General features: G+C 66.0%; 12 protein-coding genes and 1 pseudogene. 5 read left to right on the forward strand and 8 right to left on the reverse strand.

Translation table 11 applies throughout. The annotated features are described in order from the left end of the window. Positions 1-3: 3 nt before the first annotated feature. The 6 genes and pseudogenes from blaOXA to murB form a co-directional block, all read right to left on the reverse strand. Positions 4-771, reverse strand: coding sequence for a class D beta-lactamase (gene blaOXA, locus Q9246_RS26525; protein ID WP_422802385.1), 768 nt, complete (start codon positions 769-771; stop codon positions 4-6). Beyond that, positions 760-1,578: pseudogene (gene bla / locus Q9246_RS26530) on the reverse strand (subclass B3 metallo-beta-lactamase); the annotation flags it as partial. The pseudogene bla and the gene blaOXA, both read right to left, overlap by 12 nt. Before the next feature lie 10 nt (positions 1,579-1,588). Next, a complete protein-coding gene (locus tag Q9246_RS13300; protein WP_306398027.1) occupies positions 1,589-3,310 on the reverse strand; it encodes a M56 family metallopeptidase in 1,722 nt (573 codons plus the stop codon). After that, positions 3,307-3,690: a BlaI/MecI/CopY family transcriptional regulator gene (locus Q9246_RS13305; protein WP_306398029.1), complete on the reverse strand. Its 384-nt coding sequence runs from the start codon at positions 3,688-3,690 to the stop codon at positions 3,307-3,309. The genes Q9246_RS13300 and Q9246_RS13305 overlap by 4 nt, the downstream gene beginning before the upstream one ends. Before the next feature lie 60 nt (positions 3,691-3,750). Then, positions 3,751-4,458, reverse strand: a complete 708-nt coding sequence (locus tag Q9246_RS13310) for an SDR family oxidoreductase (protein ID WP_306398030.1) — start codon at positions 4,456-4,458, stop codon at positions 3,751-3,753. Positions 4,459-4,474: 16 nt separating this feature from the next. Beyond that, on the reverse strand, positions 4,475-5,503 hold the full coding sequence (gene murB / locus Q9246_RS13315) for a UDP-N-acetylmuramate dehydrogenase (RefSeq protein WP_306398032.1): 1,029 nt from the start codon (positions 5,501-5,503) through the stop codon (positions 4,475-4,477). A gap of 142 nt (positions 5,504-5,645) precedes the next feature. On the opposite strand from murB, the gene Q9246_RS13320 reads away from it, so the two are divergent. From Q9246_RS13320 to Q9246_RS13330, 3 genes are all read left to right on the forward strand, one after another. Continuing rightward, a complete protein-coding gene (locus Q9246_RS13320) occupies positions 5,646-6,131 on the forward strand; it encodes a YajQ family cyclic di-GMP-binding protein (RefSeq protein WP_306398034.1) in 486 nt (161 codons plus the stop codon). Positions 6,132-6,317: 186 nt separating this feature from the next. Further along, complete coding sequence (locus Q9246_RS13325; protein ID WP_306398036.1) at positions 6,318-7,586, forward strand: nitronate monooxygenase; 1,269 nt, start codon at positions 6,318-6,320, stop codon at positions 7,584-7,586. A gap of 80 nt (positions 7,587-7,666) precedes the next feature. After that, positions 7,667-8,554 carry a hypothetical protein gene (locus Q9246_RS13330; protein ID WP_306398038.1) on the forward strand — a complete coding sequence of 296 codons (888 nt, stop codon included), beginning with the start codon at positions 7,667-7,669 and terminating at the stop codon, positions 8,552-8,554. Between the two features lie 2 nt (positions 8,555-8,556). Here the strand turns inward: Q9246_RS13330 and Q9246_RS13335 are convergent, their stop codons facing one another. Further along, positions 8,557-9,558 carry an alpha/beta hydrolase family protein gene (locus Q9246_RS13335; RefSeq protein ID WP_306398040.1) on the reverse strand — a complete coding sequence of 334 codons (1,002 nt, stop codon included), beginning with the start codon at positions 9,556-9,558 and terminating at the stop codon, positions 8,557-8,559. A gap of 191 nt (positions 9,559-9,749) precedes the next feature. On the opposite strand from Q9246_RS13335, the gene Q9246_RS13340 reads away from it, so the two are divergent. Continuing rightward, positions 9,750-12,062, forward strand: a complete 2,313-nt coding sequence (locus tag Q9246_RS13340; protein WP_306391046.1) for an FdhF/YdeP family oxidoreductase — start codon at positions 9,750-9,752, stop codon at positions 12,060-12,062. A gap of 94 nt (positions 12,063-12,156) precedes the next feature. Continuing rightward, the gene (locus tag Q9246_RS13345) at positions 12,157-14,517 is read left to right on the forward strand and encodes a putative bifunctional diguanylate cyclase/phosphodiesterase (RefSeq protein ID WP_306391047.1); all 2,361 of its coding nucleotides are present in this window, start codon (positions 12,157-12,159) and stop codon (positions 14,515-14,517) included. Positions 14,518-14,672: 155 nt separating this feature from the next. Here Q9246_RS13345 and Q9246_RS13350 read toward each other — a convergent pair whose 3' ends face one another. After that, positions 14,673-15,611 (reverse strand): exopolyphosphatase, encoded by a 939-nt coding sequence (locus tag Q9246_RS13350; protein ID WP_306398164.1) that lies wholly within the window; start codon positions 15,609-15,611, stop codon positions 14,673-14,675. Positions 15,612-15,824: the final 213 nt, after the last annotated feature.

Here is a 15,824-nt window from a genome sequence, read left to right on the forward strand (position 1 = left end):
CGGCTACAACAGGCCGAGCGACTGCAGCGCCGCCTTGCCGAGCGGGACCCGCTTGGCGGCCACCGTGTCGTCGGTGATGTCGACATTCATGGCGAAGGCATACACCTTGCCGTCTTTTTCGACCCAGCCGACCCACCAGCCGATCTGGTTCTTGCGATCATCCGGCATATACCATCCGGTCTTGGCGTACAGATTGGCGGCGCCCTCCTGGCGAACGATCTCGCGCACCGCCGCCATCGCCGGCTTCGGGAACGGCAGCCTGTCCTGCGCCAGCCGGCCCAGGAAGCGCACCTGCTCGACCGCGCTGATCTTCAACGGTCCCTCGAGCCAGAAGGTGTCGATCGTGTTCCCAGCATTCATATTGCCGTAGTCGAGCTTGCGCAAGCCCTCGCGCATGCGCGGCATGCCGATGCGGCGCGCCAGTTCCTTGTAGACGGGGACGTTGGAGACCCTGATCGCTTCGCGCAACGGCATGTCCCTGGCCCATTGCGGCATGAGCGTGGGGCCGCCGCCGTAGGGAAGCACTTCGTCCACATCGGCCACGGCCCCGGCGTCCAGGCCGATCAGCGAGTTCGGAATCTTGAAGGTCGAGGCCGGGACGTAGCGGATGCTGGCGCGCTGGCGGTCGTGGCCGGTGAATTCGCCGGTGGCGACATCGTGCACGACCAGGGTGCCGGTCACGCCCGCTTTTTCGAACATCTCGCCGATCCGCGCATCGTCGCGCCACACGATCGGCGCCGTCTTCGCTTCCGTCGCCAGCGTCTTCGCCAGCCACGCGCGGCCCTTGTCGGCATAGGCGCGGCAGGCGCCCTTGTCGACAAGCGCGCCCCGCGCCTGGCGCTGCCACAGGCCGCTCGCCTCGGGATGGGCCGAGACCAGCACGTCGCAGGGCAGCGCCGCCACGCGCGCGATCGAGCGCTCGATGTCACGGCGCGCGGTCGGGTAGGCCGGATCGCCGCTGTAGCGGAAGGCGCCGGCGCCGATGGCGGTCAGGCTGTCGGCATAGACCATGTCGACCGCCTTGCCCGCGGCCTGCGAGCGCCAGGTCCAGGTCGAGCCGCCCTGGGTGTGGCCCGGCGTCGCGTGCAGCGTGACGGCGAGCGGTCCGAGCTTGACGGTCTCGCCATCGCGCACCTCGGTCACCCTGGCGACCGGCGCCATGGCCGGCAGGCTGCCGTATTGCGGATCGCCGCGGCTGGCCTGCCCGCTGCGCAGCACCGGCGCCGCGGCCGGCGTCGCCTTCACCTCCGCGCCGGACAGGCGCTGCAATTCGGCGATCCCGCCCGCATGGTCCATGTGCTCGTGCGAGTTCAGGATGATGCGGATGTCCTCGACCTTGAAGCCGAGCTTGCGGACATTGGCTGCGATCAGCGGCGCCGCTTCGGCGGTGGCGCCATCGATCAGGATATGGCCGTCCTTCGACGCGACCAGCACCGAACTGAGACCGCGGGTGCCGACGTAATAGCTGTCGGCGGACAGGGCGAACGGTTCCTGCGGCGTGTTCCAGTCATCGGCCGTCGCGGGTGCGACGCACGTGACGAGGCCAGCCGCGGCGAATGCCAGGCTTGTGAGCTTCATGAAGATATCCTTAGGTGGTGGTTTGGAGCGCGTCCAGCCTTGCCGGGAGTTCGCGCAGGAAGGCTTGCTTCAACAGCGGGCCGGCGGCCCCGCGTTCCTGGCGCGGTTCGAGGACCATGCGCGCGAACACGATCGTGCGACCTTCCTTGCTGGCCCAGCCGACGAACCAGCCATACGCAAGATGCGGGTCGGCCACGCCATCGCGCGGGGCCAGGAAGGCGGTGCCGGTCTTGGCATGCACGTTCCAGCCATTGGGCAGGTCGGGCAGCCGCAGCAGGGTGGCCGTCATGTCGTAGGCCTGGGGCTTCAGGCCCAGTTCGCGCCGGACCAGCTTGCGCAGGAAGGCGGTCTGCTCGCGCGGCGATATCTGCAGAGACGATCCGATCCAGGACTCGGCCACGCCGCCCGACAAGTCCTGGTTGCCGTAGTCGAAACGCCGCAGGTACGACTGCAGGCCATTGAGGCCGAGGCGGGTCGTGACCTCCTGCGCATACCAGACCGTCGAATGGCGGATCCAGCCCGTGGGGTCGGTCGTGGTGCGCCAGGCCGGCAGCCAGTCGGCATAGCCCTGCCTGAACGGCAGCGCCGGCGAATGCGTGTCGTGCAGGATACCGGCGTCGTAGCCCAGCAGGCTGACCGCGATATTGAAGGTGGACGCGGGCGTGACGCGCGCGCCGCAGTCGCCCTGCTCCACCAGCCGTTCGCCGCTGGCGGCGTCGAGCATGATGGTGCAGTCGAGCCGGAATGGTGCGCTGGTCCAGGCCAGCGCGGGCTGCAGCGCCAGGTTGCCGCCGAAGGCCAGCGCCAGGATGGCGAGGCCGGCGCCGCGGCTCCACAGCGCATGGCGCGTTGCGGCGGGAGCACGGATCAGTTCGACCCGGGCCGCCAGCGTATTCGGGCTGACGCCGCCAAAGGCCAGCGCGCCATGTGCGGCATGATGCTGCATGCGCAACTGGGCCACCAGCGCGGCGGCATAGGCGCGGCGTTCGGCTTGCGGCCGGCCGCGCAGCACGTCGCGGTCGCAACCGAGTTCCTGGGCCCACGTGAGTCGTTCGCGCAGCCGGCGCATGGCGGGGTTGAACCAGCACAGCGCCTGCAGCATGGCGCCCACCGTACACCACCACAGGTCGCCGCGGCGCCAGTGCGTGAGTTCATGGGCCACGATCAGTTCGCGCTGCAGCGCAGGCATATCGCGCAGGGAGCGCGGCAGCAGCAGGCGCGGCTTGAACGGGCCGACCAGCATCGGCGGAATCGGGGCGTCGACTTCGATCATGGCCGGCAGCGCCGCCGCCTGGCGCGCGCCGCCTTGCGCCAGGCGTTCCAGCATGCGCTGGCCCTGCCACAGGCGGCCCAGCATCCAGGCCAGGCCGGCCACGTAGGCCAGAACCCAGGCCCAGGCCAGCCACGCCAGCCAGGAACGCTGGCCTGCGTTGGCAAGCGGCGTGACCGCCCCGACGTCCTGCTCCGGCTGCGCCGCAGGCAGGCTCGCCGCCGCGTTCACGTCCACTTCGAACACGGGCAGCATGTTCACCTGCTGTCCCGGGGGCGCCAGCAGCAGCATGAAGGTGGCCGCGATCGCCAGCTGCGCCAGCAGCCAGGTCGAGCGCTGCATGCCCAGCGCCGGCAGCCAGCGCCGCGCCAGCCCGGCCGCGCCCCACACCGCCAGCCCCGCCGCCAGGCAGCCGAGGCTGGCGAACAGGAAGCGGATGGCCAGCTGGTCGGGCGCCGTCATGGCGCGGCGTCCTTCTCGACCGGCCAGTCGTTCAGCAGTTGCTCCAGGCGCGCCAGTTCGGCATCGTCGACCAGTTTGCTGCCGGTGAACATATTGACCGGCAGCGGCGTATCGATCTCCATCACGCGCCGGCCGAAGTCGTGGGCAAAAGCGGCCAGCGTGTCGACCTTGTCGCTCACCGCCTCGTACACCTGCACGCCGTGACGCTGCTCCTGGCGCACCATGTCTTTTTCGAGCATGCGTTCGAGCGTCTTGCGGGTCGACGAATACGACCACGCCATCTCTCCGACGACCGCGTCGTGGATTTCGCGGGCGCTCAGCGGCTGCTGGCGCCACAGGGCCTTGAGCAGACTCAGTTCGGAGATCGAGGGGACGGCCATGACAAACACTCCATTGCGACGATTGACGCAATGATGCGACAACTGTCGCACAGCTGTCAACTAGTTACGGAGGTCGTCCACCGGTTCGCTGCCGAAGCCGGGCGCCAGCAGGTAGTCGGCCAGCTTGCGCGCGCAATCCTCGGGCGAATCGAGCGCGCCGCCCTCCTTCAGGTCGACGAAGCGCTGGCGCAGCGGAAAGTCGCTGCCGGGTGTGGCGCGGATCGCGGCCTGCATATCGGTGTCGATCACGCCCGGCGCCAGGCTGCAGGCGCGCACCCGCAGGTCGCCGTCGAGCAGCACCGCGCGCGCGTGGTGGTCGAGCGCCGCCTTGGTGGCGCCGTACACGGCCCAGCCGGGATAGGCACTGCGCGCAGCGCCGCTCGAGACGTGCAGGATGCGCCGCGCGGCCAGGGGGGCGGCCCGCACGAAGGCCGCCGCCAGCGCCAGCGGCGCCGCGACGTTGAGCGTCACCGCGCGCAGCACGTCCGCCGGGTCTTGCGCGGCGAGCGGGCCGACCGGCGTGACCACACCCGCGTTATTGACCAGGAAGGCGTTGTCGGCATCAAGCAGGTAAGCGCGCAAGGCGTCGCCCGCCAGCCAGGCTTGCAGGGCGGCCGGGTCGGCCAGGTCGACTTCGGCCTGTTCGATCCCGGCCAGCGGCGAACGGCCGCGCGCCATGCCCAGCACGGCGATGCCGCGCCCCTGCAACTCGGCCGCGATGGCGGCCCCGAGGCCACGGGTGTGGCCAGTGACGATTGCCTTCTTCATGCTCGCTTCCTCACATTCAGATGAATACGGGTTCGGGTTCGAGCGCCACGCCGTAGCGCGCGGCGACGTCGGCCTGGATCGCCTGGGCGAGGCGAACCACGTCGGTCCCCTGCGCATCGCCCAGGTTCACCAGCACCAGCGCCTGCTTGTGATAGACACCGGCCGGGCCGATATGGCGCCCTTTCCAGCCGCACTGGTCGATCAGCCAGCCCGCGGCCAGCTTTTCGCTGCCGTCCGGCTGGCGGTGGTGGACCAGGTTCGGGTAGGTCTCGAGCAGGCGCGCGCACTCCCTGCTGGAGACCACCGGGTTCTTGAAGAAGCTGCCCGCATTGCCGATCTCGGCCGGGTCGGGCAGCTTGCGGCGGCGGATCGCCTCGACCAGCGCGCCGACCTCGCGCGGCGTCGGCGCCGCCAGGCCTGCCTCATGCGCGGCATTGGCCAGCTCGGCGTAGCGCAGGTTCGGCGCCCAGGCCGCCGGCAGGGCGAAGGTGACGTCCAGCACGATCAGGTCGCGCCCTTCGGCATGCTTGAAGATGCTGTCGCGGTAGCCGAAGCGGCAGGCGGCGGCGTCCAGCGTGCGCAGATCGCCGCTGGCCATGTCGAAGGCGGTGAGGCTGTGGAACACGTCTTTGGTCTCGACGCCATACGCGCCCACGTTCTGGATCGGCGCGGCGCCCACGGTGCCCGGGATCAGGGACAGGTTTTCCAGCCCGCCCAGGCCCTGCTCCAGCGTGTAGCCGACGAAGGCGTGCCAGTTTTCGCCGGCCTGGGCCCGCACCAGGATCTTGCCGTCGTGCTCGCCCAGGATGGCGCGGCCCTGGCCGCTCATGTGCAGCACCAGGCCGTCGACGTCTTGCGTGAACAGCAGGTTGCTGCCGCCGCCCAGCACCAGGCGCGGCAGGCCGGCCAGGGCGGGATCGGCCCGCACCGCGGCCAGTTGCGCGGCGCCGGTGACGCGCAGGTAATGGCGGGCGCGGGCGGGGATGCGGAAGGTGTTCAGGCCGGCGAGCGGCTGGTCGTGGACGATGGGCAGGTCTGGATGCATGTCTTGGACGAATGAAAATGTCGTTTCATTATAGTGGTTCACGCTTCCCCTCCTTTCTGGAAGGGCAAAACGGTCGCGATTCGGGCCGTTGTCCGCTAAAATAGAGGGATTCATCTAATGCAATATCAGAAAAGGACTCTCCATGCCATCGTTTGATGTGGTCTGCGAAGCAGACATGGTCGAAGTAAAGAATGCGGTCGAACAATCGAACAAAGAAATCACGACCCGCTTCGACTTCAAGGGCAGCTCAGCCAATGTCGAACAAAAAGAGCGTGAACTGACCCTGCTCGCCGATTCCGACTTCCAGCTCGGCCAGGTCAAGGACGTGCTCATCAACAAGATGTCGAAGCGCAAGGTCGACGTGCGCTTCCTCGACGAAGGCAAGGTCGAGAAGATCGGCGGCGACAAGGTCAAGCAGGTGATCAAGGTGCGCAACGGCATCGAGACCGAAGACGCGAAGAAGATCACCAAGCTGGTCAAGGAAAGCAAGATGAAGGTGCAGGCCAGTATCCAGGGCGAATCGGTGCGCATCACCGGCGCCAAGCGCGACGACCTGCAGACGGCGATGGCGATGCTGCGCAAGGACGTGCAGGACCTGCCGCTGGCATTCAATAATTTCCGCGACTAATTAGATTTTTAGTTAACGCATCGCATCGTGGCCGGCATGACCGGCCTGGAGAGCGAGGCGCCCGCAAACAGGAAGCGCGGCGCCTTGCATCGCTTGGAGTAGAATGGCGCCGTGCGAACTTCGCGCGCAATTCTTGACGCGCGCGCCGCGGCAACCCCGGGCAGAATTGGTAGTCTAAGGATAGCAATGAAACGTGTTGATGATTTCCGCCTACGTATGGGCAACAAGGAATATGTGCCCATCATGATCGGCGGAATGGGCGTGGATATCTCGACGTCCGAGCTGGCCCTGGAAGCGGCCCGCCTCGGTGGTATCGGTCATATCTCCGACGCCATGTCGCAGGACGTGTCCGACCGCAAGTTCGACACCACCTTCGTAAAAGACAAGACAAAGACCTACAAGTTCAACATCAATAATATGAACAAGGCCGTGGTCCAGTTCGACCTGGACCACCTGGCCGAGGCGACCCGTCGCCACGTCGGCGCCACCATGGAAGCGAAGAAAGGCGATGGCCTTATCTACGTCAATTGCATGGAAAAGCTGACCATGAACGCGCCGAAGGAAACCCTGCGCGTGCGCCTGGGCGCTGCCCTCGACGCCGGCATCGACGGCATCACCCTGTCGGCCGGCCTGCACCTGGGTTCGTTCGAGCTGATCAAGGACCACCCGCGCTTCCGCGATGCCCACCTGGGCATCATCGTGTCCTCGGTGCGCGCGCTGCAACTGTTCCTCAAGAAAGTCTCGCGCCTGGACCGCAAGCCCGATTTCGTGATCGTCGAAGGCCCGCTGGCCGGCGGCCACCTGGGTTTCGGCCTCGATGACTGGAAGCAGTACGACCTGCACACCATCATGGACGAGATCCACGCCTTCATGCAGGCCGAGCAGCTAGGCATCCCGGTGATCGCCGCCGGCGGCGTGTTTACGGGTTCGGATGCGGCTGGCTTCATGGAAAAAGGCGCGGCCGGCGTGCAGGTGGCGACCCGCTTCACCGTGACCCACGAATGCGGCCTGCCGGATAGCGTGAAGCAGGAATACTTCCGCGCCGGCGAAGACGATATCGAAGTCAACGGCGTCTCGCCGACCGGCTATCCGATGCGCATGCTCAAGAACACGCCGGCGATCGGCTCCGGCATCCGCCCCGGCTGCGAATCGTATGGCTACCTGCTCGACGCCACCGGCAACTGCGCCTACATCAACTCGTACAACCGCGAGGTGCAGGCCCATCCGGACCAGAAGAAAGTGGTCGTGATGGACAAGACCTGCCTGTGCACGCATATGCGCAACTTCAATTGCTGGACTTGCGGCCACTATACCTACCGCCTGAAGGACACCTCGCACCTGCTGGCGGACGGCAACTACCAGATCCTGAGCGCGGAGCACGTGTTCAAGGATTACCAGTTCAGCGTGAACAACGAGATCGCGCTGCCGGAAAAGCAGGAAGTCGTGGCGGCGTAAGCGCAGAAGTTAAGTAGAGCAACCCTTCCAGGAAAGCCACGGCAATGCCGTGGCTTTTTTTATCCATATACAACCACTAAATGTACACGATGAACGTTCCTCATCCTGACCTGGCCGAATTCGCGGCGCGTGCCGAGCAGGGCTATCGCTGGGCCAACCTGACAGGCCTGCTGGCACAAATTCGAAGAAGCGAGAGATACGGCGACGCGAATGGCGTGATGGAATTGACGACAGGAGAGCTTGGGCTATTCGATCCTGTCGAGGCACAACTGCAACTGGTCAATGCTGTCGAAGCAAAGAGATTGGGCAATGCCGCTTTTCGGCCCATCTTCAGTCACCGTTCTCGTGGCCTGCCTCATGGGCTGAATCCCTACACTGATTGGACAATGTCTTGCCTGACCCGGAAGCCTACTCACACCTATATTTTCCTGGGCCTGGATTTTTATGATGTCGCCGCGCTGGCGGACGTTGGTGACTGGGCCTACTATCTTTCCAATCCCTTTGTGGATCGAGACCCTTTCTGGCACAGAATCTGGGCATGGATTCTTTGGCAGACAAGAAAAAATAGCAAGACTAGCAAGGAGTCATGGGTAGACATGGTCGACCGGACTGATGCAGCTAATTACATCCAGAATGACGGCGGCGCGTTCATTTTTCACAATCAGCTACCCTATCTTCGTCCGGCAGGGACTGGCAGCTCTGACGATAAATGGCCGGAGAACGAGCGGAAGAAAAAAGGCGTGATGGAAGACATCGTCGAGGATCTTGCATTATTGCGTCAATGTTCCATCGGTCCAGTTCGTACTTACTGTACGAGTAAGTTAGCAGTAGCACTGCTCACGCGCGCCGGCTATGAAGGGAACGAGATCGTGTGCTGGAGTGCCCATCCGTCGCAATGTTTTCATCCCTCAACCGTCCGGGCCCGTGGCGTTCGTTTTCGGCCATTCCGAAGTGATGCAGGTAGATAGCACTATTTCCGCTCGTACCAAGCCATGATGGCCTCATACTCCGCCTGCACCTGTTCGTAACCCCCGCCCGCCGGCACCAGATCGTGATCCGCCGCCGGCACGCGCCGCACCGTCACATCCCTTCCCTGCCCGCGCAACTGGGCCACCATCACCTCGGTCGACAGGATCGGCGTGCTGGCGTCCTTCATTCCGCTGACGACATACACGCGCGCCTTCGATTGCAGCAGGTTGTCGCCGGCCGATTGGGCGAAGAAGCTGCTCCAGCGGCGGTAGGGATGGCCCCAGGCGAACTTGGTGCCGCTGGACGGGTCGGCCAGGATATCCCGGACCGTGGTGTCGATCGCAGCGAGTTCGCGCTGTTTGTCAGCATCCGACCCACCGCCCTGGTGGATGCGCGCCGCGAAGTCATACAGCTGGGTCGTCCCCGACGCGCCGCTGAGCGCCACCGCGCCGACTTCCGGCATCGTGCGTGCAAGGCCGGCCGCCAGTGCCCCGCCCTCCGAGACGCCGATCACCAGCACACGCGTCGCATCCACCTCGGGCCGCGCCAGCGCATGGCGTAGGGCCTGCTGCAAGGTAGCCAGCCAGGTGTCGTACGAAAAATAGTCATTGAAGGCCTGGCCGCAAGCGGCGACGTCGCCCGCAGACCCGTCTTGCCGGGCCGGCTGGTAAGGCTTGTCGACGGCCATCACGGCGTAGCGGCCAGTGGCCGCCAACGGCACCCAGTGGAAGATCGATGCACTGCGCTGGTCCGTGCCCAGCCCGCTGAACGGCGGCGTGCAGCCCCAACCCTGCACGAACAGCACCAGCGGCGCCTTGGTCTTCGGTGTCGACAGGTAATAGCTCACTCGCGGTCCTTCGCCGCGGGGCAAGGTGGTGCGCAGCATGCTCCAGGCACCGAAATCGAAGGTTTCCTGCCCGGCTGCGGGTGCGGCATGGGCCAGGCCCATCGTCGGTGCGGCCAGCAGCGCGGCCAAGGCAAAGCGCCAGGTCGTGATCGTCATGATTTTCCCAATGGAATGAATCCATCGAGTGTGCCATTGCCTTGACAACGATGCAATGCACTGCGGGTAGGCCGGGCCGACCGGGCTTTGTCACCATTCCAGCGCCGCGATTGCGGCGCAAGGTGCGCAGACGCACCGAGCCATGCCCCGCAGGCGGCTACGGTAGACCTTCCACCAGCAGGGAGAACCCGATGAGCCAGCACGAAAAACCCGTTCGCGTTGAACCCGCCACCATGCCTGCCGGCGGCTGGGGCTCGGTCGACGATGTCAGGCAGGCCCTCAGCGGGCAGAACGTGGTGCTGAAGGACGCGCGGCTGCTGATGAAACAGAACAAGCCGGACGGCTATGCCTGCGTCAGCTGCGCCTGGGCCAAGCCGGCCGATCCGCATCCCTTCGAATTCTGTGCCAGCGGCGCCAAGGCCACCGCCTGGGAAACCACCAGCAAGACCATCGGCCCCGACTTCTTCGACCGCCATACGCTCGCCGAACTCGAAGCCTGGAGCGACCATGACCTGGAAGACAGCGGGCGCCTGACGGTGCCGCTGCGTTACGACGCGGCCAGCGACAAATACCACCCGGTCGACTGGGACGTGGCCTTTGCCGAGATCGGCGCCGCCCTGCGCGCGCTCGAGCGCAAGAAGGTGGTGTTCTATGCCTCGGGCCGCGCCTCGCTGGAAACCTCGTATATGTACCAGCTGCTGGCGCGCATGTACGGCAATAACAACCTGCCGGACAGCTCGAATATGTGCCACGAAAGCACCTCGGTCGGCCTGCAGAAGACGATCGGCGTCGGCGTCGGCACGGTCGACCTGAACGACTTCAAGCACACCGACTGCATCCTGTTCTTCGGCCAGAACGTGGGCGTCAACAGCCCGCGCATGCTGCACCAGCTGCAGGAAGCGCGGGCGCGCGGCGTGCCGGTCGTCACCTTCAATCCGCTGCGCGAGCGCGGCCTGGTGAGCTTCACCAACCCGCAGTCGCCGCTCGAGATGCTCACCGGGCACGAGACCGCGATCAGCACCCAGTACCACCAGATCGTGCCGGGCGGCGACACCGCCGCCATCATGGGCATGTGCAAGGCCATCTTCGCGCTGGACGATGCGGCGAAGGCGAACGGCGAACAGCGCGTGATCGACATCGCCTTCGTCCAGGAACACACCCACGGCTTCGATGCGTTCGAACGCGCCGTGCGCGCCTGCGGCTGGGAGGCGATCGAGCGCGAATCGGGCCTGGCGCGCGCCGCGCTGGAAGAAGCGGCCGACGTCTACTGCAAGGCCGGCGCCGCCATGGGCGTGTACGGCATGGGCCTGACCCAGCACCGCAACGGCGTGCAGAACGTCACCATGATGGTCAACCTGCTGCTCTTGCGCGGCAATATCGGCAAGCCCGGCGCCGGCATCTGCCCGGTGCGCGGCCACTCCAATGTGCAGGGCCAGCGCACGGTCGGCATCACCGAGAAGCCGGAACTCGCGCCGCTCGACAAGCTGGAAGAACAGTACGGCTTCGAGGCGCCGCGCGACACGGGCATGACCACGGTCGACGCCTGCGAAGCGATTCTCAAGCGCGAGCTGCAGGCTTTCATTGGCCTGGGCGGCAATTTCTTGCGCGCGGTGCCCGAGACCCGGCTGATGGAAGCGGCCTGGCGCGAACTGCCGCTGACGGTGCAGATCGCCACCAAGCTGAACCGCAACCACGTCATCCACGGCAAGGCGGCCTACCTGCTGCCCTGCCTGGGGCGGATCGAGATCGACCGCCAGCGCACCGGGCCGCAGGCGGTCACGGTCGAGGACAGCACCTCGTGCATGCACGGTTCGCGCGGAATGGCCGAGCCGGCCGCGCCGACGCTGCTGTCGGAACCTGCCATCGTGGCCGGCATCGCCAAGGCCACGCTGGACCCGAACCCGCGCATCGACTGGGATGCCTGGGTGGCCGACTACGCCGCCATCCGCGATGCGATCGAACAGACCTATCCCGAGATCTTCCGCGACTTCAACGCGCGCATGTGGACGCCCGGAGGATTCCGCAAGCCGCTCGGCGCCGCCGAGCGCATCTGGAAGACGGAGAGCAGCAAGGCTGAATTCACGCCACCTGACGACTTGCCCGGCGACCCCGACCTGAACGGAGGCCCGGACGTGCTGCGCCTCTTCACGATCCGCAGCGACGGCCAGTTCAATACCACGATCTACAGCCACGACGACCGCTTCCGCGGCGTGCACGGCAGCCGCATGGTGCTGTTCATGGCCGCGGCCGACATGGCGGAATACGGCCTGGCGCAGGGCGACCTGGTGGCGCTGCGCACGGCCGCCGACGACGGCGTCGAGCGCCGCGTCGACGGCCTGCAGGTCGTGCCCTACGACGTGCCGCCCGGCTGCATCGCCGGCTACTATCCCGAATGCAATCCGCTGATCCCCCTGTGGCACCACGCGAAAGAGAGCAAGGTGCCGGCGGCGAAATCGATCGATGTCCTGCTCGAACGCAGCTCCACTGTTGCGCACGTCACGTAACGCTTGCCAAGCGAATTCGGAACAGGTGTAAGCTGGCTTCACGCAAGCGCATGCTGCGGCAGCAGGCGCTTGGAAGCGAGAAAGGCGGCCCGACATGTCAACGTTCGACCCCTCCGAGCAGGTCAGCTTCCTGGCTGACGACGCGGGCACGGTCGTTACCTGGAATCCCCCATGCGCCGCCCTGTTCGGCGTCGCGGCGCCCGATGCCGTCGGGCGCGACGCCGCCGGGCTGCTGGGCGCGTCGTCCTGGCCCGACCTGCTGCAGGCAGGCGCCACCCATGTCGATTTGCCGGCGCCGGCGCAGCGCGCGGCCAGCATCGCGCTGGCGGCCCAGCTCGATGCGATCGGCGTACCGCGCGGCTATAGCGTCACCGTCACTCCAGCGTCCTGCGCCCTGTCCGAAGCCGAACGCATCGGCGCCACGGCCCTCAGGGACGTGGTCGACCTGCTGCCTGGCACCTTCTACATCCTCAACCCCGAAGGCCGCATCCTGATGTGGAACCACAACCTCGAGCGCTTGTGCGAGATGATGCCCGAAGAAATCGCGCAGGCGAATGCCTTCGAACTGCTCGATCCGCGCGACCAGCCAGAAGCGATGGAAAAGTCCCAGCGCCTGTTCGAAAGCAATACCGAAGTCGAGATGGAAGTCGACTACGTCGCCAGGAGCGGACGCGAAACGCCGATGCTGCTGCGCGGCGCACGCATCGAATGCAACGGCGGCCAATATCTGTTCGGCATGGGAATCGACATCTCGAAGCGGCGCGAGCGCGAACGGCAGATGAACCTGTACAAGCGCGCACTGGATGCGGCCAGCAATGGCGTGATCATCGCCCACGATGCCGGGCCCGACAACCTGATCGAGTACGTCAACCCCGCCTTCGAACGCATCACCGGCTATGGCGCCGACGAGGTGATCGGCCGTGATTCGCGCTTCATGGCCTCTCCGGGCCATGACGAGGACGAACGCAGGCGCATGCGCCAGGCGCTCGACGAGCATCGCTCGGTGCACGTGGTGCTGCGCAACCTGCGCAAGAACGGCGAGCTGTTCTGGAATGACCTGCACATCACGCCGGTCCACGACGACAACGGCCAGGTGACCCACTTCGTCGGCATCCTGATCGATGTCACGGCCAGCAAGGAGCGCGCCGACCACCTCGAGCACGAAGTCAACCACGACAGCCTGACCGGCCTGGCCAACCGCACCCTGCTGTGGGACCGGCTCGACCACGCGGTGCACCTGGCCCAGCGCCACCAGACCCTGGTGGCGGCCGTGCTGATCGACCTCGACAACTTCAAGACCATCAACGACACCTTCGGCCACGATGCCGGCGACGCCGTGCTCAAGGTCGTGGCGCGGCGCCTGCAGGCGACCGTGCGCGACAGCGACACGGTGGCGCGCATGTCGGGCGACGAATTCGTGATGGTGCTGGTCGACCAGCCCAGCCTGCGCTACACGCTGCGCATGGTGGAGCGGGTGCGGCGCGCGCTGATCATGCCGGTGGCCTTCGGCGGCAGCGAGATCCCGGTCGGCGCCAGCCTGGGGGTGGCAGCCTTCCCGCACGACGGCCATGCCCCGGCCGAACTGTTGCGGGCGGCCGACATGGCGATGTACCGCGCCAAGGACAATGGCGGCGGCGTGCACTTCTTTTCCAGCGAGATGCGCTCGGCCAGCGAAGCACGCGCGGCCCTGGCCGGCAGCATGAAGAGCGCGCTCGAGGACGATGAACTGTTCCTGCTGTTCCAGCCGCGCATGGATGCGCGCAGCGGCAAGGTGCGCGGCTTCGAGGCCCTGCTGCGCTGGCGCCATCCCGAGCACGGGGTGATGCTGCCAGCCGCCTTCCTGGGCGAGGCCGAAGAGAGCGGCCAGATCGTCGAGATCGGTAACTGGGTGCTGGACCGGGCCTGCGCCTTCGCCCGCGAACTGCGCCACGCCGGCTATACGGCGCTGCCGGTGGCGGTCAACGTCTCGCACCGCGAATACAGCCGGCCGACTTTCATCGCCGGCATCGCCGAGCGCATGTCGCGCTACGGCCTGCCGCCGGGCAGCATCGAGATCGAGATCCCCGAGGCCGACCTGATCCGCAATCCGGGACTGGGACGCGACCTGGCGGCCCAGTTGCGCGACGTCGGCGCCATGCTGTCGATCGACCAGTTCGGGCGCGGCATCTCGGACCTCAACTTTTTGCAGCAGCTGTCGGTGCGCCAGGTCAAGCTGTCCAAGCTGGCGGTGCACAATATCGCCAACCACGGGCGCGGCGGTTCGCTAGCCAAGGCCCTGATCGACATCGGCCGCAACCTCGACATCACGGTGGTGGGCGAAGCGGTGGAGACCGAGGCGCAGGTGGAGTTCCTGCGCAGCCACGGCTGCGACCAGATGCAGGGCCAGTGGTTCAGCGAGCCGCTGTCGGCCGAAGCGGCGCGGCATTTACTGGGACAGCGGCAGCACGGCGCGTAGCCATCGGCCGCCCTCCATCCACGTCATTCCCGCGCAGGCAGGAATCCAAGTTTGCCGGCGTTACCAACTACGCCTCACTCTGTCACTACGCATGGGCCTTGGATTCCCGCCTGCGCGGGAATGACGAGGTGGCCATCCTGGCCGTGCCGGGCTCCCTACCCCTCGCTCGTGATGCGCGCAACCAGCGCCCCCAGCACCTCCTCCGCCACTTCATTGTCCACCTGGCAGGTACCCGCATTTTCGTGCCCGCCACCGCCGTATTCCAGCATCAGCGCGCCGATATTCGTGCGCGACGTGCGGTTGATGATCGACTTGCCGGTGGCGAACACGGTGTTCTGCTGCTTGACGCCCCACAGCACGTGGATCGAGATATTCGTCTCGGGGAACATGGCATAGATGATGAAGCGGTTGCCGGCATAGATCACCGGCTCCTCACGCAGGTCGAGCACGACCAGGTTGGCCTCGACCCGGGCGCAGCGCCGGATCTGCTCCTTGCAGCGCTCGCTATGTTCGCGGTACAGCGCGCTGCGCTCGACGACGTCCGGCAGCGCCATCAACTGGTCGATGTCCTGGGTGGCGCAATGGCCGATCAGGTCCATCATGAGCTGGTAGTTCGAGATCCTGAAATCATGGAAGCGGCCCAGCCCGGTGCGCGCATCCATCAGGAAGTTGAGCAGGTCCCAGCCCTGCGGATCGAGCACCTCCTCGCGCGAGAAACGCGCCGCATCGCCCTTGTCGACTGCCGCCATCATGGCGTTCCAGGCCGCCGGGAAGGTGCGCGCGCCGCCGTAGTGGTCGTAGACCACGCGCGCCGCCGACGGCGCATCCGGATGGATGATGTGATTCTCGCGGCGGCCGGTATTGCGGATGGTTTCCGACAGGTGGTGGTCGAACACCAGGTGGGCGCCGGCGACATAGGGCAGGTTGGTCGTGATGTCGCGGGCGGTGATCACGATCTTTCCGTCCTGCATGTCCTTCGGATGGACGAACAGGATGTCGTCGATCAGTTCGAGATGCCTCAGCAGCACGGCGCAGACGAGTCCGTCGAAATCGCTGCGGGTCACGAGGCGGAATTTGTGGGGAATTGCAGACATCGGCATACCCTTTCATCGTCGGTTGCGAACGGTCCCGGCATGGCCATGAGAGAAGGACATCATACCTTGCAATGTTTCTAATTAGTAGCTTTTGAGGCCGATCATCCTTGCCACCGAACGGGATGCCTGCGTGCCGTCCATTCCCCGAATCCTGCAGGCTGTCGCAGGGGGCTGGCCCTGACGCGCCCGGCGCGTTAAAGTTGCATCATCCCA

The sequence above is a fragment of the Telluria beijingensis genome, from assembly GCF_030770395.1.
Classification (GTDB): Bacteria; Pseudomonadota; Gammaproteobacteria; order Burkholderiales; family Burkholderiaceae_D; genus Telluria; species Telluria beijingensis.

Excerpts from the sequence above, each read along its gene's own strand:
- Q9246_RS13300 (WP_306398027.1), bottom strand. The coding sequence starts at position 3,310 with ATGACGGCGCCCGACCAGCTGGCCATCCGCTTCCTGTTCGCCAGCCTC.
- Q9246_RS13305 (WP_306398029.1), bottom strand. The coding sequence starts at position 3,690 with ATGGCCGTCCCCTCGATCTCCGAACTGAGTCTGCTCAAGGCCCTGTGG.
- Q9246_RS13310 (WP_306398030.1), bottom strand. The coding sequence starts at position 4,458 with ATGAAGAAGGCAATCGTCACTGGCCACACCCGTGGCCTCGGGGCCGCC.
- murB (WP_306398032.1), bottom strand. The coding sequence starts at position 5,503 with ATGCATCCAGACCTGCCCATCGTCCACGACCAGCCGCTCGCCGGCCTG.
- Q9246_RS13320 (WP_306398034.1), top strand. The coding sequence starts at position 5,646 with ATGCCATCGTTTGATGTGGTCTGCGAAGCAGACATGGTCGAAGTAAAG.
- Q9246_RS13325 (WP_306398036.1), top strand. The coding sequence starts at position 6,318 with ATGAAACGTGTTGATGATTTCCGCCTACGTATGGGCAACAAGGAATAT.
- Q9246_RS13330 (WP_306398038.1), top strand. The coding sequence starts at position 7,667 with ATGTACACGATGAACGTTCCTCATCCTGACCTGGCCGAATTCGCGGCG.
- Q9246_RS13335 (WP_306398040.1), bottom strand. The coding sequence starts at position 9,558 with ATGACGATCACGACCTGGCGCTTTGCCTTGGCCGCGCTGCTGGCCGCA.
- Q9246_RS13340 (WP_306391046.1), top strand. The coding sequence starts at position 9,750 with ATGAGCCAGCACGAAAAACCCGTTCGCGTTGAACCCGCCACCATGCCT.
- Q9246_RS13345 (WP_306391047.1), top strand. The coding sequence starts at position 12,157 with ATGTCAACGTTCGACCCCTCCGAGCAGGTCAGCTTCCTGGCTGACGAC.
- Q9246_RS13350 (WP_306398164.1), bottom strand. The coding sequence starts at position 15,611 with ATGTCTGCAATTCCCCACAAATTCCGCCTCGTGACCCGCAGCGATTTC.